The organism is Candidatus Liberibacter solanacearum CLso-ZC1, from assembly GCF_000183665.1.
Taxonomy (GTDB): domain Bacteria; phylum Pseudomonadota; class Alphaproteobacteria; order Rhizobiales; family Rhizobiaceae; genus Liberibacter; species Liberibacter solanacearum.
In genome coordinates, this window is the sequence record NC_014774.1 from 176,070 (window position 1) to 196,145 (window position 20,076).

The following is a 20,076-nucleotide window of genomic DNA, read 5'->3' on the forward strand; positions in this document are numbered from 1 at the left end:
CTGGAGAGGTGAAACATGGACATTAAAAAACTAGGCTTAATTTCTACGATAGCAATGTTGTCAGTAACCATTTCCCTAGGTGGCTGTGATCTATTAAAATCCCAAAAAGAATCAAAAATTGAAAAAATAGAAAGGCTAAAAAGCACATGGGACGAAAAATTCCGTAAATCTAAAGAGGCACAAGCTAAACGAGACGAAGCAGAACGTAAATATTATGAACTCCGAGGTCAGTTGGAAAAAGAATATGGCTCTTACGGCATCTATAAAGATAACGAAGAATACAACAAAAGAGCTGATGAAGTTCGAGACGCTACAGAAGAAGCCGATAAAGCCTATGATGAATCGAATGCCGTATGGAATAAATTAAGTCCCTTTCTGCCTAGACATGAGTTTGATACTAGAAACTACTAACCCCGCCTCTTCTGTACTATTTTATCTGTGTACCAGAAGCCCAGGATACAAGCGATAATCTCTTGTTCGAACAGGGTTAAGACGGCTAAAGGGCTTTTATCAAAATAGCCCTCTTTAACACTCCACCAAACCAATAGCGGATAAACAATAATCCAAAACAAAGTTGTTAAAGGTCGTATTAAGGCGTTCACACCATCGATCCACTTAATACCACTTTTGACCTTTTGAGCTTTAATTCTTGCTAGTCTGATTGGCTTATCGACTTTTAACTCTTCAATACCGTATTTAATCTCTGCTAGATCGAGTTGAGTAGAGCTGTTAATCTTAGTTTGCTCAAGCTTCATCTTATCGTATTCAATCGATTGCTTCTGCATCAGATATTCTAATACACCATCAGCTATTTTCTCAAATACAGAGGGAACAAACCGAAGAGCAAACCTAAATATGCCACCTGCAAGAAACGACTGTATCACTGTTTAAGCCATCCTTTAATATTAAACACCCCGTAGAGTATGGCGGACAGAGAAGTAACTATGATTGCTATGTTCTTTATGGACGCAAAAAACCATTTAAGACCTTGCAAAATATTTAAAATCTCTTCTATCCCTTGTTGTTGCTTACGTTCACTCCTCTCACAAACTTTGAGATGCGTAATAATACAATCTACTTTAGCACTGAGCTCATTAAACTCTTGCTTCGTTACGTACTGTTCTTGCCTTTTAGTCATCCTATATTACTCCTGCTTTTACGGAGTTCACGATTCATAGCTAACCTATCCTTATACCCCTCGTTGAAGTACTCACAGAGGTTATCTACTACCATCTTCTGGAAAGCCGCTTTTACATAAAATAAGTTCTTTAAAGGCATATTATTAGCGACTTCCTTGGCTAATTTGGCATTGGCTTTAGCTTTTTTTTCTTCATCTTCCCCGAAGATATTTCTGGACACTTCCAAACCAGCGTCTCCCAAACCAATAACGGTTGAAGCTACAGGGACAGAATGCAAGAGGTCTTTGAAGTCATGGTGATATTCGTTGAAAAATCTATCATAGTGCGTAAGAGTTCTTGCAGTCATTAAAGCTAATACCTTTGGATCGGTAAAATCGTCGAGTTCTTGACCAGTTAAAGCCTTTCTTGCTGTGTTGGCGACAATCCCCTCTAAAACAATACCAAAAGCTAAGAACTTTGCCCTATAAGACCAAGCTGACATGCCATTCGCTCCACCAACAAGGGTTTTAGGAACAGCCCATAAATGCTTCTCCGCCATGGAAATTGGAGTGGTTAAGAATTGAGTAACAAGGCTCAACCCTGGTATGCCTCCCCTGCTAGATGTGTACTTTGTATCTCTTAACGAAGAGCCAACTGATCCTCTTGCATTATCTTGCGTTTGAGACCAAATATACCCGCTCATCTTGCTCGATAGATCACCCATCATTCGCTCAATAGACTTGTTCTCAGAACGAGCAAGTGTGACAAGATCAGGATGCCTACACTCTCGGATACTATCGGGCGTCAATAACCTCCCAGCATCAAGCTCAACCTTGGACAAAGCATGCATATCGGATTGGGTAAAACCATAATCTTTAATAAGTGTCTTGAATGTCTGCTCCCCATAACGAGATTTAAAATCTTCTAGACCCTTAAATCCCCTTGTTACTTCCCCCATCCACGAGGACGTAAAACCAAAAGATAAATCTCGCTGAAACCTATCTAAAGCTTTCAGACCTTGCCACTTAACCGTTTTCTCCGCTAATACTTTCATTCCAGAAACAAACTTACTTTGATTGTGAAACTCATTCATCATCCCTGTAATAGCCATCTCGCCAGCTGGGGCAAATGCTCGAATAGATGCTTTATAATTAGCGTTCGTTAGATGCCTCTTAAACTCTGGCAAAGCCCTAGACCAAAACGGCATTCCCTGCCTATGAGAACCCATAACCACACAATTTATTGTCTCTGGAAGGGCGGAAAATATCTGCATCCCAAAACTCTTAACCACTTGAAAAGTCGAAAACCCTGATTTCAGCTCCCTCAGATTAATTTGTGCGTTAGATAACTCATGATCAAGCATCTCACTGGATATCGTCAATCTATCCCAAAGGATATTGGCTTCTTTGTATAATCCACCCATCTTTGTAACATCGCTTGCCGTCTTAGCACTCTTTAAATCGTTCTCGTAGGCTTGCGTAATAACCCACCTAAAATTGTTATCAGCATTAGAACCAAACGTACGGGCTATCTCAATATCACGAATAAGAGGGTCTATGGTCATTCTCACAAGGTCTTCAGCGTTTAATCCTGTTTTTCCGAATGCTGCATTGTAATCGCTGTAGTGTTCATCTAAAAGGAACAAATGCCGTGGTTGCTTTCTACTTCCGCCAACAGAGGCTTTACCCGCCTGTTCAGCCCCGCCAGAAGCTAATATCTTGTTTCGTCCCTCGCTGGATTTGGTATCCCAAACATGCCCTAGAAACTCTGTTAATCCTTTGCCATAAAGTCCTTTTTTGTCGTATGCTTCCACATCAACCCAAGGCATGATCGTCTCAATCCACGCTTTCTTGCCCTTAGCCCTTATTTTTAGGGCATCATCAGGCTGCGGACTACCCCAATTATCTAATGGATGAAGAAGTCCCATATCTTCCGCTTGAGCTGTAACCCTATCCCTTATTTTGCGATAGGCTCGCCCAAACTTATTCACTTGTGGATCATCGGTCTCAACCCCCCTTAGGGCTTTGGTGATCTTTTCGTTCGTTATTGGATCCGCCGAGAACCCTAGGTTTTTTGACCCTAAATCCTCAAAATCATGAAAGGCTTTCCGAGCGTTCGCTTGCTCTCCTTTAATTCTACTCTCTATAGATGCTGTCGTTTCATATCTCAAAAAGTTCTTAAGAGTGTTCAGTTGTTCCCCATGTTTAGCCCTGCCAACACCTCCGAGAGTCTCTGACATTGCAAAAGCACCATTCTCTAAAAGAAGTAAATGTGCTTTCTCACTCAGTGCCTTAACTTTATCCGCCGTCTTAAGGTTCTTAAAACTCTCATTCAGCTCTAATCCTGATAGGGCTTGCTTAGATACTCTCTCAATCTGGTCTAGATCCTCTGGTTCTAACTTCCACTCGCCAGCAAGCTTTTTGACCCTTTCAATACATTCTGGATGCATTACTTGCCCCCTCTCTCATAAAAGCACGATATTGCACTCTCAATGAGCTTATGCTTAACAATGTTAATGTCTCTCTTTATCTGCGGTGGCATGGAACTTGCTCCATCTTGAGAGTTGGAAAAATTTCTCTATTATCTCAACCGTCTGTGCTATCCTCTGATCAGCAGACAATAAACGAGGTTCAATTCTATCCTCCGCAAAAGGAGACGTGCCAACCTCAATATCTGGCTTCTTAATGCTTCCACGCTCTAGTGCTTCTAACTTTTGCGAATCAAGACCAAACTTCTCTCCGTTGACTAATGCATGCTCCGCTTCAGCTATAGCGGACATGTGAGTCTCAAAAGACTCATTAGTCGTAGGAACAGCATCATTCAAAGTCCGAGACGTCATGAGTTCATTTTTAGCCCCAGTAGCAATATCACCCTCAGAGGGCGTAGGTTTCATTCCTGCAAGTTTTTTGTTTCTTCTAGCATTCTTGGCATGTAAGCCCCCAAACGCCATTCCTAAAACAATATCGGTTGCGATCGAAATGCTGTCCATCTCTGAAGCATGTTCGGCGAGTTCATCATATCCATTAGCCTTAAGTATGGCGTAATCGCCCATTCTATCTAGTTTGCTTAGACCAAGATTAACACCAGCACTTGCTATTGCACTCTTGACAACACTAACCCCAAAACCAGCTGGTATTAATGCACCTGCTCCAGAAATAACACCTGTCTTCATCCCTCCTTTAGTCGCTGTAGAACTATCCTGCCCCTCATCTCTAGCGTTCTCAAAAGCTCTCCTCCCCTCCGCTAAGGCAACGGATAAAAATCCCCCAGCTAAAGCTCCTAGTGGACCTCCTATTGAACCTCCTGTCATAGCTCCTATTCCAAAGGCTGATACAGAATGTAATAAACTATGTCCTATCTGCCCAATAGCCCCTGTCTCTTCGGGATCAACCGTCAGAGCGTTCTTCTTTAACGGATCAGGTGTGTATTCCCACGGTGTAACTGTAGAAAGAATATCTGCTGGTGCTTCTAAAACACCAGAAAACAGATGCACCAAGTGCGTTATCCCATATACCAGGTTGCCTCTTCGCTGGCTGTGTCGTTTTATCATTCTTTATAGACTTCATACGCTTGTTAAAGTCGCTCTCGTTATCCATAAAAAGCATTATCATTCCCCCCTATTCATACGGGATGAAACAGCATTCATATACTTCTTCAACACCACTAACCGTTGCAATCTGCAAGCTAGGACATTTTAGGGTAATTCGTCATAAATGTTAATGACTATAGGGGTGCCCCTGTTTGTCTTTCTTATAAACACCACCAACCGTTAAACTATATTTCCCGTCGCCCTCTGACTGATAACCGTAACTCTCTGGATATCTATCTTTACTTTTATCACCAAAAAGACCAACAAGTTTATCAGAAGTAAGTCCGTGCAACCTATTCCCAAATTCATAGTGAGACATGCCACGAGGGGGCATAACATAAGAGCCGTTCACAGCGTACGCCGTATTACCAAATACAGCTTTGACTGCATCCCTCACAACCTCACCATTTAACGTATAATTGCCTGTCTTATGCATATTACCCATGATATAAAGCTTAATTACTTCGGCGTCTTGCTTGTAATTTGCGTCCTCCGAGCCTTGATAAAGTTGTCCTATCTCTTTGTTTATTAAATTGTTAAAGAGTTTCTTAACCCCGTTTCCTTTGGAGCTTTCAAGCTTAAGCTCAATATCGCCTCTGTGTTTCACTCCAGAGATGACTGGGATTGCAGAAGCTCTAGCCTCCGCAGAATCACTCATAGCTAAACGACAAATAGATGATGTAACTTTGTCTTTCATACCGTCTACGACACTCTTTATCTTCTCAATATCGCTTTTTGTTACACCCTCCTTAGTCATCTCATCTCTGAAATAGGAAACAAAATCTTCAGCCCTCTCTCCCTTAATCTTTTCAGATAATTGCCTTTCTTTGTCCGTTCCCATCCCTTTAACAATTACACCATGGTCTTTTTCCGTTTTTTCATTAGCATCGAAAATAGGAAGAACGGAAGAAGCTAACTGCCCTGCTTCTAAACTCAAATTAGGAGGAACTAATCCTCTGGATCTTTGCCATCCGTGCGGGTCTTTTGACAGTTCCTTAAGAGACGCAACCCTTTTATCCTGAAGCTCTTTTAAAAAAGCTTGAGCTTTAAACCTATCGTTCAAATCATAATCGACTGTGCGACTGTTAACGGTGGATACAAACTCAGCGTACTCTTCGTTAGTCATGGTCTCTACAACTCTAATATAAGGAGCGATATCCTTTTTAAGCTTAGCTTGAGTGATGATACTTTCAACATCCGCAGGCTGGTAATAACGGGATAAGTTGGATTCAGAAAAAACTTCATCGTAGTCAGAGGAAATATTCCCCTTGTTTGCCTCAGTCGTACGTAACTTAATAGTTTCAATAACTCGTTTTTTGCCAGATTGTCTTTCAGCATTAGTTTTTCTATTATGCTCATCCAATAGTGATTTTAAGTCTTCTCTTGAAAGAGAGTCTATGCCTGTATATCCCGTCTTACCATCAAGCTTATGCTCGTCTATTTCTATCGTTCCCCCGTCCGCATTTTCCGCTATTTGATCTGGAGATAGTCCATCCTTAACTGCTACAGGGCTTCCGTATACTAGGGAACTCAGATTACCTACTATGTCAGGTTCGTTAGACAATAGCCCTATCGTTTGGGATTTGTGAAGCGTCTTATCTAACGCTTGTTTCTTCTTAACTTTGTCTTCTGGCGTTAAAAGACTTTTATCTATAACATCATACCCACGATTGCGTTGAAGCTCTAAGTTTTCATTCGTTGGGCTTAGTCTAATATTAAGAGCCAAAGCTACGGCGGTATCTCCAATATGCTTTTCAGATTCTAAACTCATGACGAGTAAGCCTCGTGCCGTCCCTAGCTGTAGCTTCTGTCAAGACTTCGCTTGTTTGAATTTCTGAGATAATTTCTTGTTTCTCTGTCAGGTACACCGATTATCTCTTTATCTCTCTTGTAGTATTGATCTTGAGCGTATTTATGCGACAGGGCTTGCACGTCAACTCCTGTAGGCAGGCTTGTCATATATCGGGCAAAGTCAGCGTGATCATCCGCAGAATGCAATGCATCCTGAGTTAGTGCTTGAGCCTTAATATGTTCGGATCTACGCTCTTGATAAAGTTGGTTAAGACTATCCAAGCCTTGTGCTACCGTCTTTAAACCACCTAGGGGATCAACCGCATCCCTAACCGCATCTTGGTTAGGAGCAAGAGGCTCACTAGCCGTTTGTTTTAGATCAAGATTTGCCATTTATTTATCCTTAAACAAGTCTTTTGCTAGCGTCAGTCCATGTCCACCCGAGGATACGATCCCTGAAACCTTACTGTTGGTAGCGTTTTGTTTCAGCCACTGTTGTTCCTTTAAAAATCTCTGAACCGTGGAAAAACGGGTGCTTTGGGCTTTCTCTACTTCTCTTTCCGTATCCGCATAGCGTTGTCCAATCCACAGATCAGCAGAGATCCCTGAAAGTCCTGACATCTCCGCTTTCATTTGAAATAGCCCTGCATCTAACAAACCCTCTTTGCGAAGTCTCTCGGCTCTCTCAGAATGCAAAATATCCGCACGTCTAGAATTCTCTTCGGCAAGGGAGGCACGATACCGATTGCTTTTAGACGTTGATGTCGCAGTTGACATATCTGAAACTACATTAGTAACAAATTTACCAATCGCTAAACCTTTAGAAACATAATCAACCATATCTAATCCTCCACGGTGAAATGCGTCGTAACGGAGGTAAGATGAAAATGAGAACTCTCGCCTTTATGCTTGATAACTAACTCAGGAAGATGCTGTGCATCACTGTATATCGGGAATGTAAACTCTCCCGTTTTCGGAGAACCTCTCAACTCCTCTATAGGATGCATCTCTTCCCCATAAACCCCAACCTCAATATCACTCGTATTGATGACTTTGATTGATCCCTTGAATATACGAACTTTCTTCCCACTAAAGTTGTTGAACGCATCCCCAGTATCAATGGGAGGAAGTCGAACAATACAATCATAACCGTACGACGTTCCCTCATGGGCTAAAGGCTTCTCACCTTGCTTCAATAGCCTCTGAACTAACTTGCCGTCTTTTCTGGAAGTTGCATAAACACGAACATCAGCGTCATCATCATCAGAGGTTAAATAATCCTCCCGTTCCACTGGTTCTTGCTTGTAATGTTGATCAATGACTTCTGGGATAACCTTTTCCTGCGGGCTAGGGACAGGAGGAGTTATCGGCTTTAGAACTTTTGTAGGGTCTGCCTCAATACGTGGTTTACTATATTTCTCAGGGACGTGTTTAACCTCATGGAGTTTCTCAAAACGCTTGAGCAAATCTTCAGAAAGAATATCAGTGTCATCAACTTCAGATTTCCTATCATCAAGAGCTTTCTTGATTTTAGATCCTAACTCCTTTTCTTTAGCCTTGAGTTCTTCTTCTCTAGCTCCTATTACCTCTTCTTGATCCCCTGATCCGTCCGACTTCTTCTTTAATCCAGCTATAGTAGCTTTCAAAGAAGTTATATCGTTTAGTAAGGACGTTTCTTTCGCTCGGGCTTGATCTTCTTCTATCCTTTGTATAGCGGACTGTTCTTCAGATGCATACAAAGCGTATCTATGACCCCTATACACTTCCAACTCGGAATCTACTTCATTTAAAGAAAGCTTCTGTTCTTCCCAAAATGCCTCTTCCAATTGCTCACGGGATAACTTTAATTCCTCCCACGCCCTCAGAAAGGAATAAATGCGACCGTATCCCGAATCATAGGCAAAAACCGCTTGCCACTTAAAATGAAGGATAGCGATTCCCACTTATCTTTAGGGGATAATTCCATCCCTTCCCACGCATCCGTTATCTCTTTCCACTTTTCCTGATCCACTACCTCATCCATTGTGAGATTATCAAGAACAGTTAAATCACCATCAAAAAGCAGCTCAGGAGTAGAAACAGCTTTAGTAGAGAATAGCTCATAAATGAGATTGAATTTCTTCGATATCTCTTCCTTAGATAGCTTAGACCAACGTTCTCGGTCTCTCTTGCTCCGTGCCTCCTGTCTTGCGATATTCGCTTTTACATCTCTTCTATATTGTGCATTGATTATTCCCTTTCTTTCTTCTTCTGCTTCCTTCTCCGATTTCTTCTCTGCTTTCTTCTCCGCTTTTTGTGCGGGCGTCAGAGGAGTAAAATTAGTCTCTTCAACAAGAACAGGAGTCTTCTCGGCTTGTGCTGATAACTCGCCCATAGGCGTAGAAGAAGTCGGATACGAATTGTGATAAACATCTTCGCTAACGTTAGTTTCTGTTTCTTCCTTAGCTTGTTGTTCTGTTTCTGATGCTTGACCCTCTGTGCCATCTTGTAGTGGTGCTTGCAAAGCGGGTTCTTGGGGGTTGAGCTCTTCAGCTTTTAATCTTGCTTCTTCGGCTACTCTTGCTTCTTCTTTTAATCTTGCTTCTTCAGCTACTCTTGCGTCTTCAGCTTTTAATCTTGTCTCTTCAGCTTTTAATCTTGCTTCTTCAGCTTTTAATCTTGCTTCTTCAGCTTTGGCTCTCTCCCTCGCATCAAGTGTTGGTATCTTACTCTCTGTTTCTTCTATTAAAGTACTAATACCATCTGATATTTGCTTGTTGACAACAAAATAAGGCACAGTGGCTTTTAAACCCATCCTGTAAAAATCATCTTCCCCTAAATCGGCAAGATGCATCGCTTTATGGATTTCATCTCCGTGAGCGTTGATTTGATCTTTAAGAGATTTTCCCCAATCCTCTAAGTTTTTAAGATTTGAATACTTTTTAAAAAGTCGTTTAAACTCCGATACCCAATCCTTAACCTTACCACTCTTCCATACACTAAATTTAGCAGGGAGTTGTTCCGCAATTCTCGTCGCTTCCCTCTGATGAGCTTCAACTTGAAACCGCAACTTCCGAGCAAGGGCATATTCTTTGTTCTTTATATGAGATTTATATATTTCATATAAGTCTTTACTACGTTTTAAATGCCACGTTGCTTTAGCATTCGCATCTAAAGGTGTAGCAAACACCACCTGTTCATTTCTTTCGGCTTGTTGTTTATAAGCGGTAGCAAAGACCTCATTATGCAGAAGTTCAGGATCACGAAACACACCGTAAAAATCAACAATAGATGCCTGAATATCTAGAGTTAGAACATGCGGAAGATCCGCTTGTTTGCTTCTTAATACGTCAAGTAACTCTTTAAATTTGGAATCAAACTCTGCCCTTTTCTCTAACGCCCTTTCTGCATCCTCAACCCCAGAAACAGCATTGTTCTTAACCGATTCTTTTGCCTTGTTAAAAGCTTCCTCATGTTCTCTTTTAAGACTCTTAAGAGCTTCAACCTCCTTACGTCGTTCATCCACAAACTCTTGATGCTCGGGTGCAACCTTGCTATCAAGAAAGTCAATCACAGTTTTAAGATCAGTTCTAAGGGCTTGTGCCTCTTCCCCATATCCTACTACTTTATCGTAAAGCGAATTTAACGTTTTCTTCTTCTCGGCAAGGTCGACGTGTGTAGTAGCCATGTCGACTTTATAGTCATCGTGAAGTTTTGCCCTCCACGCAATACGCTCTTGCGATACTCTGTCAATTACATCCTTGATACCCTTGATTATCTCAGGATCGTTCTTCTGCGAATTAACCGACAACCCAATCCCTGCAACCTTAATATATGCCTGTGAAAGATGCTCTAAAGCGTCTTTTAGATCTTCAGCGGTTATCTCTTCTTTATCTCGTATCGCCTGAGACTTTTGCGTGTCAGCTCTTGCCTGATCCAGAATGTTATTCAAATCCTTTGAAGCATTGGCATTTTCCGTTGACTCTTTTAATTCTTCCGCTCTTTTTGCTCGGTCGTCTTCCTCCGCAATATCTGCATCCAATATTGTGGTCATCGTTACCGTCCATGTTGCCACAGCAGCCGCTACAGGAGCCCCGACTCCAGTTGCGAGCGCAACTCCAGTAACAACAGAACCTGCTACCGCTACCGTCCATTTAAGAGCCTTTTTAAACCAACCCATTAGTTCCTCCTTTCAACCAAACCATCACCGTGTAAAGCAAGCGGATTAAAAGCTCTAAGCCTCTCTAATCCTATCGAACTAACACCGTCTTCATTCGTTCTGCTCACCAAAAACCAAATCGTAGTTTCCCCTTGATCCAAACAAAGACAAGAACTTAAAGACATAATCTTGACCCATCCCCCGCCACTCTTATGCGTGTGCCACGAGCCTTTCTCTTTGGAGTTGGCATGCAAACTACAGCTCAATAGTTCACCCTTGTTATTCAACACCCACAAAAGAGAATACGGATCTTCCTGATAGGCAAGTTGGCGTATGCGATAATCCAGCAGATGATCGACGTTTTGGGTCAGCTCTAAAAATTGAAAACCTTGCTCACTCGCACCGCCTATAATCTGAATCCTCCTACCCGCCCCTTGAACAAAAATTAGTTCATCGCCAATACTCAAAGGCGGAGCTTCATAAACACCAATCCCTGCTAATCGTCTTGAAACCAGATTAAAACCTCTCTCAAAATCAAGAATAACAATCCATAGTGAGGTGTCAGTCCCAATAACAAGACCCTTTTCCATCGGTCTAAACCAACGAATGGCAGACATCGTATCATCCGTTATTGCAACAGATAACGACTTGCGATAATCAACATTGCCCTCAATTGTGTCAGGACTAAAATCAGTAAATGTATTATAACCAGAGAAATAAACAGCTTGAGGATCAAACTTTGACCCAGAAAAACACAGCCTATTGTTATAAAAAGATACATGAGACGGATAACCTTCACGTTCTCCCCAAGCACTCATATTCCAATACAAAGTACTGTTACTGTCTGTAACGCAAAAACCCTCGTGAAGCATGACTTCAACTGTCTTTGCTCCTGTACAGTTGACTATCTCTCCCCAAACATAATAAGGTGTCCTGTATTGTCCGCCCGTGCCAAGTGTGCTTTTGCCGTCTTTATCAACGCTTAATGCTTGCGAAGAGGCTATGACTTTCCATGTAACACCACCATCTCGGATATAAGTGTCTCTTCTATTATCTTCAAACTCCTTACCTGAGATTCCCTCAGTAATGCACCGATAAACTTTCCCGTACATCTGCATAAAGGCGTTCTCAGGATATAAGGTGTTTGCTGTCCAATCCTTTGGAAGCCACCCAAGACAAAGCATCCGTCCAACATCTTTTGGCTTAAAGATGGGCAATGTGGAAGTAACGGTAATCTTCCCTTTGCGAGTAGCAGAGAGGGTTACTCTCAGTTTCGCATCATGCTTTTTCCCGCCAACTTCACGCCGTCCTAACCATGGCGGGGGAGCAAACACCATCTTCTCAAAAATAACCCCTGCTTCCGTAAACTCTATCTTATATGGTGAATGCTTAGGATGAACTAAAACTATAAGAGTACCCATGCGGGCAACATCAAGCTGTTCAGCCTCACGGAAACTATAAGGCGTACCATAAAAACGAATAAACTGTGGTGGTTTTATTCCAGTAACCTCCACATACACCATCTTCTTCTCGCCAAAGATGAACAGTACAGCCTCATCACCACCTAAAGCAAAGGAAAGTATCCGACTTGCTTTCGGTGGAAGATCAATATGTTCATAGCGATGCAACGGAGGTCTGCGTACCAATGATCCATCCGATAAAGGAATCATATTAAAACATTGCGATAAACCTTGAGAATGTAGTTCAAGATCACTACGAGACTGAATAATCTGAGGGGAAACTTCACCGCCTGCAAATGATCGCTTGGTATAGGCACCTTTAGGCATGTTAATACTCCCTATCCTCAGATAGTTCTATACCGTCCATTTCAATAGCTGTTTTTAAAACTCTATCACTCTCGGCTTTTAAATACGCCCTTAATTGCTCATCCGCTACTAAAGTCGGGCATAACTCACTCGCCAACTTTAAGGAAAGTGTCTCTTGATAGAGAGGATCACAATCTGCTAACGAAACCTCCTCAATATACTTAATAGAAAGCGGGATAGACTTATTATCGTGGACAACAATACAATCCCCATCTAATATCCCATCCCTGTCTATCTTTAAAACTTTAAGACATTTCTTAGGGAGAGGATAACGAACCCTCCCTTGATCTTCAGAGACTAAAGAAGACAAAAAAGAAGACTTCGTCGCAAAACCCCACGCAAATGAACGCAGTAAACTACGGTGAATAGGGGAGAGTAAAAACTTGCAATATTTAGCTTTTATACTTCCCTCATCCAGCTTCGCTATCGGGCGTTGCCCTAACTTCAACAACGCCCAATTACAGATCTCACACTCAGTCATCTAGGTTAAGCCGCCTTTTTACCAACTAACTTCGGTACCCCCTTGAGAGAGGCGTGTGAGATCTCAATACCTAAAATCTTCTCTGGTTCTACCCGAGCCGCACCAAAGGATGCGGTTAATGTAATTTGAGGTGCATGCCATTTACTAGGATCTTCAGAATGTTTTACCTCAACCGCTTTCCTTTGCGTAAAAGCAACCGCCGATTTGCAATAAATAGGTAAAACATACTTGATCTTGTCATTAGCAAATTTAGCAGAGGATGTAACACCAACTTGTCCTGCTACATTTTTGATTTTCGAGTCCGTCAAACCTGGAAATTGTGTCCCTGATGGAAATAAGTTATTGCCTGGTACTTTCTCCATGTTGATAAACCGAACCCCTGCAAAAGCTTCAATCCTACCCGCCTGTAAAGCTGCCGTATTGATATAATCCTTACTTGTTGCTTTCTCTAACGCAAATAACGACGCCCATACATCACTCGGTACTAAAACGTATATTTGCTCAGAATCAACATCAATATGCCGTTCCATAAAAATAGATTTAGCCGTAATAAGTTGTCCTATAAAGGTTTGAAAAAAGTCATCACCATCAACCGCAGATATTATATTATCCGCAGAAAAAGGCTCTAAGCTCTTCGCATCCTTACCACACTGATTAACTCCTAGCATACCCTCAAGGATAACTTCGTCTTGTTTACGGTGCATCGCAGCTGTTGCTAATTTAGCGTAGGGTAAAAGCGGATTAAGCCCTGAATCCAAAGTCGCAAACGGATCAATGCGTTCCGCCCATCCAAACTGTTCGTGGCTAATCCATCTTCTGGATTGATCGGTGTTATTGTATATGGTGTCCGACATATCACCGATAATCTTATGGGCTTCGGAGGGCTTAAATATTTCTACATAAGCTGATTTCTCACCCTCAGTAGATTTCTCCGTTACCGTAGGTCTCAATTTTGATGTTTCCTGTTGCAAAGCAAGTTCAACATGCTTTTTGAACTCTAATATATTAGCCGTTGCTAATTGCTGTTTTGTAGCCATAATTGTTATCCTTTTCTATGGTGTTATTGATCTAATAAGGCTTGCTGGTTTGCCCATTGTTTTATCTTATTATTGGCGGAAGTATCGCCCGCTTTACGCTTCTCTATAAATTCGGGGTTATTAAACAGCTTGTCATAATCTTCTTGTGATCCTCGAGACCCCTCAGATCGAGCAAATGTATCCCCTACCGAAGTCTCTTTGTTCATGGATATTGCCGAGAAGATTAAAAATACAGCTTTAGGTCGAGGTTACACTGTTGATCCTGTTGTTTTAGCTGAACGATTGGAAGAAGACGAGAAAAGGCTTCGATTGTACAAAAGCGTTTTTGCCACAGAAGCTGGGAAAGAGGTTTTGATAGATTTGATGGTTGAAGGAGGTCTTTTATCCTATCCTGAGATTGATGATGCCCTAAAGCTTGCTCACTGTGAGGGCAAACGGGCTATGGCGGTTCGTATCGCATCAAGTTTAGGTCTTAATTTTGAACAAATAGTGCAAATGTACTCAATAGAAAAGGAATAAATAATGACAGATGTAAAAGAAACACCTGTTTCAACCCCAATAGAAACTAAAGGTGAACATCCGGAAACACCACCATTGCCAAAGGAAGAAGCGGTACAGCAGTCTACGTCTCAGAGCAGTAACCCTTTCTCAAGTTCTTCATCAACCGAAGAGGCTGAAGCATCACAACTCAATAGTGAAGACTATACCCTAAACTGTCCTGAGTACATTCCGCAAGAGGAGGTTAAAGCCCACAGTGAGGCTTTTAAGGAGGCTGGGATTGATGCAAAGACGGCACAGAAAGTTATAGATCGCCTTGTTGCTCATGGGCAAGAGAACGAGAAGCGTTCGATAGAGCGATTGGACAAGGCTTTAGCGGAAGACAAGACGGCATTGAAGTCCGAATATGGTGTTGATTACAGTCGAAGAGAGAAAGACATAGCCCGTTATTTTCGTCAAGAGAAGATAGCAGACGCAGATGTACAATCGCTTGTATCTACCTGGGGATTTCAAAAGACCTTTAAGTTTTTTGACCGTTACGCTCAATTAAAATCAATCATAGCTATTCTCCATCAGGTCATTCGTCATCTTCTTCTCTATAGCTTTACTCACGGCTTTCGCCCCTGCTTCCATCCCCATTTGCTCTTGTTGTTGTGCATCTTGTCGATTTTGCATCGCTTCCATTTGATCGTCTCTGTCTTTACGTCTCTGCTTCACTTCATCCACATCACGGATAAGATGTGCTGGTGAACCACTCGCCCAAAGGGCAAATCGGGAAACCTTATCAATATCAATATGATCCATAGGTTCTGGATTACCCGTTTTAGCCCCCAATTCTAAAACGGTATTCGTCCCTTGAAGAACACTCGCAACACTCTCGGCTTGTTGGTATTTGAATAAGGGCGATGTATACTCAACCTTTAAAAGGTGGAAAGGCGAATGATCATAATCCGTTAGCTCTGGAAGATTGTGTTGTGCATCAAGAATATCCAACTCCCGCTTAATCATCGCTCCGATAAATTCTGATTGAAGACCTCCTATCAAAGGTCCTACAAACGCACCTTTCTCTCTCGTCTTCTCCATAGATTCCGCAGCTGAACGAGATGCCTTGTCATCCAACACTTGAAACAAATCCAGCAGAAAGAGACTATGAATAGATCCTTGTATTCTTTTAAGCTCCTCATAAAAGGGAAGAGGATTGCCAACTTGAAGAGGTTGAAAAAGGGCTTTGCCGTCTTTGCTCATCGCACCTATGTTCATATAGCGAGACTTATTTTTGAATTCTAACTGTTTAGCCTCTGGGGGAGCAAGATACGCTGGATGTAAAGAAAGACGGGCGTATTGGGCTAATTCGTTCGATATCTCGTTTAAACGCCTAATCGCAGGGAGTGCTTCCATCGCAGGGGATTTACCGTATATCTCATCAGCCCTTACTCGGTAGCGTCCAATAATATAGGGAAGAGTAGTAATCTGCTTCTCTTCAAAAAATACGTTCTCATCAATGCATACAAATTTAGAATGAAAGTTCTTGTTTCCTTTATCTTTCTTCTTCTCAGCAAGACTTTTAGGATAGACCGCATGAATGATCTTAAACTTGTCAGGTTCTTTCTTCTCATAAGATGACTTCATCTTATCAGATAAAACTTTATACCCCCATTTGCCACCAATCTGCTCAGCCGTAAATTCAAATGTTCGGTAAATACTATCTACTTCGTTTTGATGATTAACACTCAAATAAACATCGGCAAGGGGAACGGCAATATAACGTATCCCCTCTTCTAATCCCGTTTCATCAACATCCGCTTCAATGTAAAAACACCCAGTCCCAAACTCAACAATACTAGTGTAAAAAGACTGCAGACAACTTACAAATCCAGAACGCGAACGTTCCCTAAAACCAAAAAGCACATCCGTTACTTGATCGCACCATCCTCTAATTTTTTTCGCCCCAGCATCCTCCTCATAAAGAAAGGCTTGATGCCTAAAAAAAGGCTCAGATAACCCATGCCACTTTTGACCAGGTGGAGTAATAAGAGAAGAAAGCAAGGAAGAGAGTTTAATACAGGCCTCAGATCCTGTCGTATCCCACATACGAGATTTTGGTTCTTGCTTATAAGGATAAAGAAGAGATGTTAACTCCTCCATCCGAGTATTTAACTCTTCTCTTTGACTTTTTAAATGCTCAAAACAAGTCTTGATCTTTTTAATAGAATTATTCATCGGCTATATCCACCCGCTAAAAGCATTGATGCGGGCGGGCGGTGTCTCAAGTAAGAATGAGGATTCATCCACGAAGATTCTTTTTCCTCTTCCCTCTCCCTCTCCTCATCCGTGAGCATGTAAGCAGGTTTATCCAAAACATCTTGCTTATTATCTTGCTTATTATCTTCCTCTTTATCCGAACCAGAAAATAGATAATCAATGACCGACGTAGCACCACCTAATAAACCGCCCGCTAAAGCCCCCCAAGGACCACCTACCATAGCCCCCGAAGTAGCCCCTTGAAAAATGTTCGATAAACCCTTTGACCACGGGTTCTTTTGTTGTTCTCTAGGCATAGCTAAACCTCCGATCAACAAGTAACTCATCGGCTTCATATTGATATGATCGGCACCGACCAAAGTTCATATCACTTCGTGCAGGACTAACCGCAAATGTGTAAGCCAAAGCATCCGAATAATCGGTACTCACCGCACCTTTAACCCTCTTGGATTCTAAGGCTAACTTGCCCGTGTTCGGCTCTATGAAAGACTCTAAAGATTTTAAGTTCTGAATTAATCCGCTATGATTGGGAATACTTGCTAACTCTAGCCATTCTGCCATTTTAACATGCAGTTCCGTGCGTCTGTTCCTATAAGATTCATGGTCATCCGCTCTGTTCTGACCTTTCTCTGCATGAACGCTATAGCCCTCATCTGCTAAATAATAATACGTTTGTACCCCAATACCGTTGGCATCTACCACAACCGCATCAGGCTTGTATTTGTTAATCAGTTCCTCTATCTTGCGACTGGAAGCGTTGACAGCCAATCCCGACCAATCAAAAATATGCTCAATATTAGTGCCACGACGCAACACAACAACCGTGTTGTCGCCACCCTCTCCTGCTATATCACAACCCATAATTAAAGGAGCGTAGGGGTCTTTAATCGGCTCTCTATTAAGGGCTTCTTCAATCCGATAAAAAGGTATAAAACTGTTGATGTCCTGTTGTGGAAATTGTCCTAATACCTCAACCCGTGTAACATCAGAATCTAGCCCATAACGGCTTATTATCCCCTCATGAAAACTCGGATCTATCCCCTCTACTGTTCGTGTATCTATCTGGAATCTCTGCCAGTCTTCTAAGGGAACGTTAAATATATCGTAAAACCAACCCTTTAACCGCCGAGGATTAGACGTCATAACCCAAAAACGATTGGCGTTATTCTCAGTAAAAAATCCAAGAATAGAAGTGTTTATAACATCAGGGGTACCTGAAGCTTCATCGTTAAAAATAGCCATTCCGTAAGTGTTATGATGCCCTACAAAAGTATCAGGGCGTTCCTCCGAATAAGTCCTACAGGTAATCGTGTAATGCTTTGAGTCAATCCCAAAATTCTTTTCTAATGCTTCCGCATACCACACAGCAGGATGCAAAGATAACGACTGCATCTCAAACCAATGCTTGTTCGGTAACATCGACAACCACTTACTTACCTCCGCCCATAACGTACTCTTCAGCTGAGTTTCCGAATTGGCAAGACAAAGTATTGACATGCCAGGTCGGGTCGATATTAACCATAACATCATCCAAGCGTTTAAAGTTGTTTTGCCAATCCCTCTACCAGCTGATACCGCACCCTTAAATATCTTAGGGTCGGGATTATCAACATTGAAAAGACAGTCAGTGTCTACCGCTTCCATAAAATCTAATTGCCATCTACGGGGTCTAGAAAAGTTTGCAAGCGAGGTGTTCGCTTCGCTCCAAGGAAATAACCGAAGTACAAAGTTGGTAAAACTAAGCTTGATGTCGTCAGAAAACATCAGCTCCATAAGCTCTTGTTCATGTTCTATTTTTGTTGGAAGTTCTCGGGTCAATAAAACAATCTCTAATATCTGTTATCTTCGGCAGAGATTGAACGTAAAAACTTCAAAACTTTCAAAATTTTATAAAAATTGTCGAAGCATAGGCTCTATATACTTTCAAAACTCCTCTTGGGGGGCACCCCCTCCTTCAAAACAAAAAAAACTCCACTAGCTCCTTAAACTCCACTAGCTCTAAAAGACTCTTAAAGCACCCTCAGTCTCATTTCTTTAGCTTCATAGTAGATTGTTCATCTTTACTTAACTTACGGCATTCTAGTGGCTTTTCTGTGGCTTCTATGACTCTCATAGCCTTGTTAGCTTGTTGATGTTTTCTTCGCTCTTCAATCTTAGCTAACACGGGCTTCAAATCTATCGTATGCTTCTGCTCAACCGTCATATGGTTGCCGTAGACATTCCTATATCGCTTCTCAAGCTCCCATTGCAGGCGTTTCATCTGAAGCTCTCGCCTCTTAAACGATACTGGATATTTCTTCTCTTCTTCACTTAAAGGGGCTTCAATAGTATCCGCTATCTTATCACTTAAATGCTCCATATGGCTTATCTTGGCTTGCTCATATCGCTTCTTTAAGTCGTCAAAGTCTCGTTCAAGCCAGGCGAAAAAGGTCATAACTAAAACGCCATGGAGCTTGCATGACTTCGCTAAAGTCATACCAGAAGCAATCGATGCTAAAATCTTATTAGTTCTTTCCAATGTATACGTGGTAAATGGTCTCGGCATAAGTAGATAATAACCTAAAAACAAATAGATAGCAAGCTTTTAATGAAGCTTTTTTAGCTATAAAAGTTGAAAGAGTTTTAGGAGCTACTGGAGCTACTGGAGCTACTGGAGCTATTGGAGCTATTGGAGCTATAGGAGCTACTGGAGCTACTGGAGCTATTGGAGCTACTGGAGCTATTGGAGCTATTGGAGCTATCGAAGAGGAAAAAATACGGGTGTGCGAGAATCGAAAGATTTAGGGGCTTAAGAAGACTCCTTAAGCAGTGGAGCTATGGAAGTAGTAGAAGTGGTGGAAGCAGTGGAAGCTAATAAAAAACTAGTGGATGCCGATCATCAGCCACTCGGAGGGCAGAAGCGGTAGTTTTTTTCAGGTGGTAACCGCTGGTAACCGCTGGTAACCACATCTATTTTACTATGTGGTTACCAATAAAATACAGTAAAAACAACTACTTAAGAGAGTATTTTAGGTGGTAACCGCTGGTAACCACATATTTACAACCTTTTCACGTGAGGAAAAAAATATCTTGCGTGAATGCGTGTGTAGTGTCTCATATATGTAGTAGAGAACTGTTAAAGAAGAGGTTACCACGGTTACCAGCGGTTATATCGTAATTAAGTGATTGATTATACATAGTTTTTTTGGTAACCAGATCTATTTTACGATGTGGTTACCAGCGGTTACCAGCGGTTACCACTCCGCCTTTTAAGCCCCTAAACGCCAAAAAAGCCCCTATTTAAGGATCTTTTTAATTTTAATTAGACGTAAAAAGGTGTCATCGCCTTTTAAAATT

The 20,076-nt window shown here is 41.7% G+C and carries 19 protein-coding genes; 2 read left to right on the top strand and 17 right to left on the bottom strand.

Annotated features, from left to right (window positions below; genetic code table 11):
- The first annotated feature begins 15 nt into the window (after positions 1-15).
- A complete protein-coding gene (locus CKC_RS06030) occupies positions 16-411 on the top strand; it encodes a small effector proten (RefSeq protein ID WP_013461580.1) in 396 nt (131 codons plus the stop codon).
- On the opposite strand, the gene CKC_RS00845 is transcribed toward CKC_RS06030, so the two are convergent.
- From CKC_RS00845 to CKC_RS00905, 13 genes are all read right to left on the bottom strand, one after another.
- Positions 408-884, bottom strand: coding sequence for a hypothetical protein (locus CKC_RS00845; RefSeq protein WP_013461581.1), 477 nt, complete (start codon positions 882-884; stop codon positions 408-410). The genes CKC_RS06030 and CKC_RS00845 overlap by 4 nt on opposite strands.
- Positions 881-1,138 carry a hypothetical protein gene (locus CKC_RS00850; protein WP_013461582.1) on the bottom strand — a complete coding sequence of 86 codons (258 nt, stop codon included), beginning with the start codon at positions 1,136-1,138 and terminating at the stop codon, positions 881-883. The genes CKC_RS00845 and CKC_RS00850 overlap by 4 nt, the downstream gene beginning before the upstream one ends.
- Positions 1,135-3,567 carry a hypothetical protein gene (locus tag CKC_RS00855; RefSeq protein WP_013461583.1) on the bottom strand — a complete coding sequence of 811 codons (2,433 nt, stop codon included), beginning with the start codon at positions 3,565-3,567 and terminating at the stop codon, positions 1,135-1,137. Before CKC_RS00855 ends, CKC_RS00850 begins: the two co-directional genes overlap by 4 nt.
- Positions 3,568-3,630: 63 nt before the next feature.
- Positions 3,631-4,611: a hypothetical protein gene (locus tag CKC_RS00860; protein WP_013461584.1), complete on the bottom strand. Its 981-nt coding sequence runs from the start codon at positions 4,609-4,611 to the stop codon at positions 3,631-3,633.
- 223 nt (positions 4,612-4,834) lie between these two features.
- Complete coding sequence (locus CKC_RS00865) at positions 4,835-6,478, bottom strand: hypothetical protein (protein ID WP_013461585.1); 1,644 nt, start codon at positions 6,476-6,478, stop codon at positions 4,835-4,837.
- A gap of 23 nt (positions 6,479-6,501) precedes the next feature.
- Positions 6,502-6,891, bottom strand: coding sequence for a hypothetical protein (locus CKC_RS00870; protein ID WP_013461586.1), 390 nt, complete (start codon positions 6,889-6,891; stop codon positions 6,502-6,504).
- The gene (locus tag CKC_RS00875) at positions 6,892-7,338 is read right to left on the bottom strand and encodes a hypothetical protein (RefSeq protein WP_013461587.1); all 447 of its coding nucleotides are present in this window, start codon (positions 7,336-7,338) and stop codon (positions 6,892-6,894) included.
- 2 nt (positions 7,339-7,340) lie between these two features.
- Positions 7,341-8,441, bottom strand: coding sequence for a hypothetical protein (locus CKC_RS00880; RefSeq protein ID WP_143827758.1), 1,101 nt, complete (start codon positions 8,439-8,441; stop codon positions 7,341-7,343).
- The gene (locus CKC_RS00885; RefSeq protein ID WP_013461589.1) at positions 8,360-10,657 is read right to left on the bottom strand and encodes a hypothetical protein; all 2,298 of its coding nucleotides are present in this window, start codon (positions 10,655-10,657) and stop codon (positions 8,360-8,362) included. The genes CKC_RS00880 and CKC_RS00885 overlap by 82 nt, the downstream gene beginning before the upstream one ends.
- Positions 10,657-12,423, bottom strand: a complete 1,767-nt coding sequence (locus CKC_RS00890) for a hypothetical protein (RefSeq protein ID WP_013461590.1) — start codon at positions 12,421-12,423, stop codon at positions 10,657-10,659. Before CKC_RS00890 ends, CKC_RS00885 begins: the two co-directional genes overlap by 1 nt.
- Position 12,424: 1 nt before the next feature.
- Entirely contained in the window at positions 12,425-12,943 is a 519-nt protein-coding gene (locus tag CKC_RS00895) for a hypothetical protein (protein WP_013461591.1), read from the bottom strand.
- A gap of 5 nt (positions 12,944-12,948) precedes the next feature.
- A complete protein-coding gene (locus CKC_RS00900; RefSeq protein WP_013461592.1) occupies positions 12,949-13,980 on the bottom strand; it encodes a phage capsid protein in 1,032 nt (343 codons plus the stop codon).
- A gap of 23 nt (positions 13,981-14,003) precedes the next feature.
- Positions 14,004-14,186 (bottom strand): hypothetical protein, encoded by a 183-nt coding sequence (locus CKC_RS00905; RefSeq protein ID WP_013461593.1) that lies wholly within the window; start codon positions 14,184-14,186, stop codon positions 14,004-14,006.
- Between CKC_RS00905 and CKC_RS00910 the strand changes: the two genes are divergently transcribed.
- Positions 14,185-14,499, top strand: coding sequence for a Bbp19 family protein (locus CKC_RS00910; RefSeq protein ID WP_013461594.1), 315 nt, complete (start codon positions 14,185-14,187; stop codon positions 14,497-14,499). The two genes, CKC_RS00905 and CKC_RS00910, sit on opposite strands and share 2 nt — an antisense overlap.
- Positions 14,500-15,030: 531 nt before the next feature.
- Here CKC_RS00910 and CKC_RS00920 read toward each other — a convergent pair.
- The 4 genes from CKC_RS00920 to CKC_RS00935 form a co-directional block, all read right to left on the bottom strand.
- A complete protein-coding gene (locus CKC_RS00920; protein WP_013461595.1) occupies positions 15,031-16,698 on the bottom strand; it encodes a portal protein in 1,668 nt (555 codons plus the stop codon).
- A complete protein-coding gene (locus tag CKC_RS00925) occupies positions 16,695-17,036 on the bottom strand; it encodes a hypothetical protein (RefSeq protein ID WP_013461596.1) in 342 nt (113 codons plus the stop codon). The genes CKC_RS00920 and CKC_RS00925 overlap by 4 nt, the downstream gene beginning before the upstream one ends.
- Positions 17,029-18,558, bottom strand: coding sequence for a terminase large subunit domain-containing protein (locus CKC_RS00930; protein WP_013461597.1), 1,530 nt, complete (start codon positions 18,556-18,558; stop codon positions 17,029-17,031). Before CKC_RS00930 ends, CKC_RS00925 begins: the two co-directional genes overlap by 8 nt.
- 208 nt (positions 18,559-18,766) lie before the next feature.
- Positions 18,767-19,285 carry a terminase small subunit-like protein gene (locus CKC_RS00935; protein ID WP_013461598.1) on the bottom strand — a complete coding sequence of 173 codons (519 nt, stop codon included), beginning with the start codon at positions 19,283-19,285 and terminating at the stop codon, positions 18,767-18,769.
- Positions 19,286-20,076: the final 791 nt, after the last annotated feature.

What these genes read in the sequence shown, in the direction of transcription:
- CKC_RS06030 (WP_013461580.1), top strand. Translation starts at nt 16, where the DNA reads ATGGACATTAAAAAACTAGGCTTAATTTCTACGATAGCAATGTTGTCA.
- CKC_RS00850 (WP_013461582.1), bottom strand. Translation starts at nt 1,138, where the DNA reads ATGACTAAAAGGCAAGAACAGTACGTAACGAAGCAAGAGTTTAATGAG.
- CKC_RS00855 (WP_013461583.1), bottom strand. Translation starts at nt 3,567, where the DNA reads ATGCATCCAGAATGTATTGAAAGGGTCAAAAAGCTTGCTGGCGAGTGG.
- CKC_RS00865 (WP_013461585.1), bottom strand. Translation starts at nt 6,478, where the DNA reads ATGAGTTTAGAATCTGAAAAGCATATTGGAGATACCGCCGTAGCTTTG.
- CKC_RS00870 (WP_013461586.1), bottom strand. Translation starts at nt 6,891, where the DNA reads ATGGCAAATCTTGATCTAAAACAAACGGCTAGTGAGCCTCTTGCTCCT.
- CKC_RS00875 (WP_013461587.1), bottom strand. Translation starts at nt 7,338, where the DNA reads ATGGTTGATTATGTTTCTAAAGGTTTAGCGATTGGTAAATTTGTTACT.
- CKC_RS00885 (WP_013461589.1), bottom strand. Translation starts at nt 10,657, where the DNA reads ATGGGTTGGTTTAAAAAGGCTCTTAAATGGACGGTAGCGGTAGCAGGT.
- CKC_RS00890 (WP_013461590.1), bottom strand. Translation starts at nt 12,423, where the DNA reads ATGCCTAAAGGTGCCTATACCAAGCGATCATTTGCAGGCGGTGAAGTT.
- CKC_RS00895 (WP_013461591.1), bottom strand. Translation starts at nt 12,943, where the DNA reads ATGACTGAGTGTGAGATCTGTAATTGGGCGTTGTTGAAGTTAGGGCAA.
- CKC_RS00900 (WP_013461592.1), bottom strand. Translation starts at nt 13,980, where the DNA reads ATGGCTACAAAACAGCAATTAGCAACGGCTAATATATTAGAGTTCAAA.
- CKC_RS00910 (WP_013461594.1), top strand. Translation starts at nt 14,185, where the DNA reads ATGGATATTGCCGAGAAGATTAAAAATACAGCTTTAGGTCGAGGTTAC.
- CKC_RS00905 (WP_013461593.1), bottom strand. Translation starts at nt 14,186, where the DNA reads ATGAACAAAGAGACTTCGGTAGGGGATACATTTGCTCGATCTGAGGGG.
- CKC_RS00920 (WP_013461595.1), bottom strand. Translation starts at nt 16,698, where the DNA reads ATGAATAATTCTATTAAAAAGATCAAGACTTGTTTTGAGCATTTAAAA.
- CKC_RS00925 (WP_013461596.1), bottom strand. Translation starts at nt 17,036, where the DNA reads ATGCCTAGAGAACAACAAAAGAACCCGTGGTCAAAGGGTTTATCGAAC.
- CKC_RS00935 (WP_013461598.1), bottom strand. Translation starts at nt 19,285, where the DNA reads ATGCCGAGACCATTTACCACGTATACATTGGAAAGAACTAATAAGATT.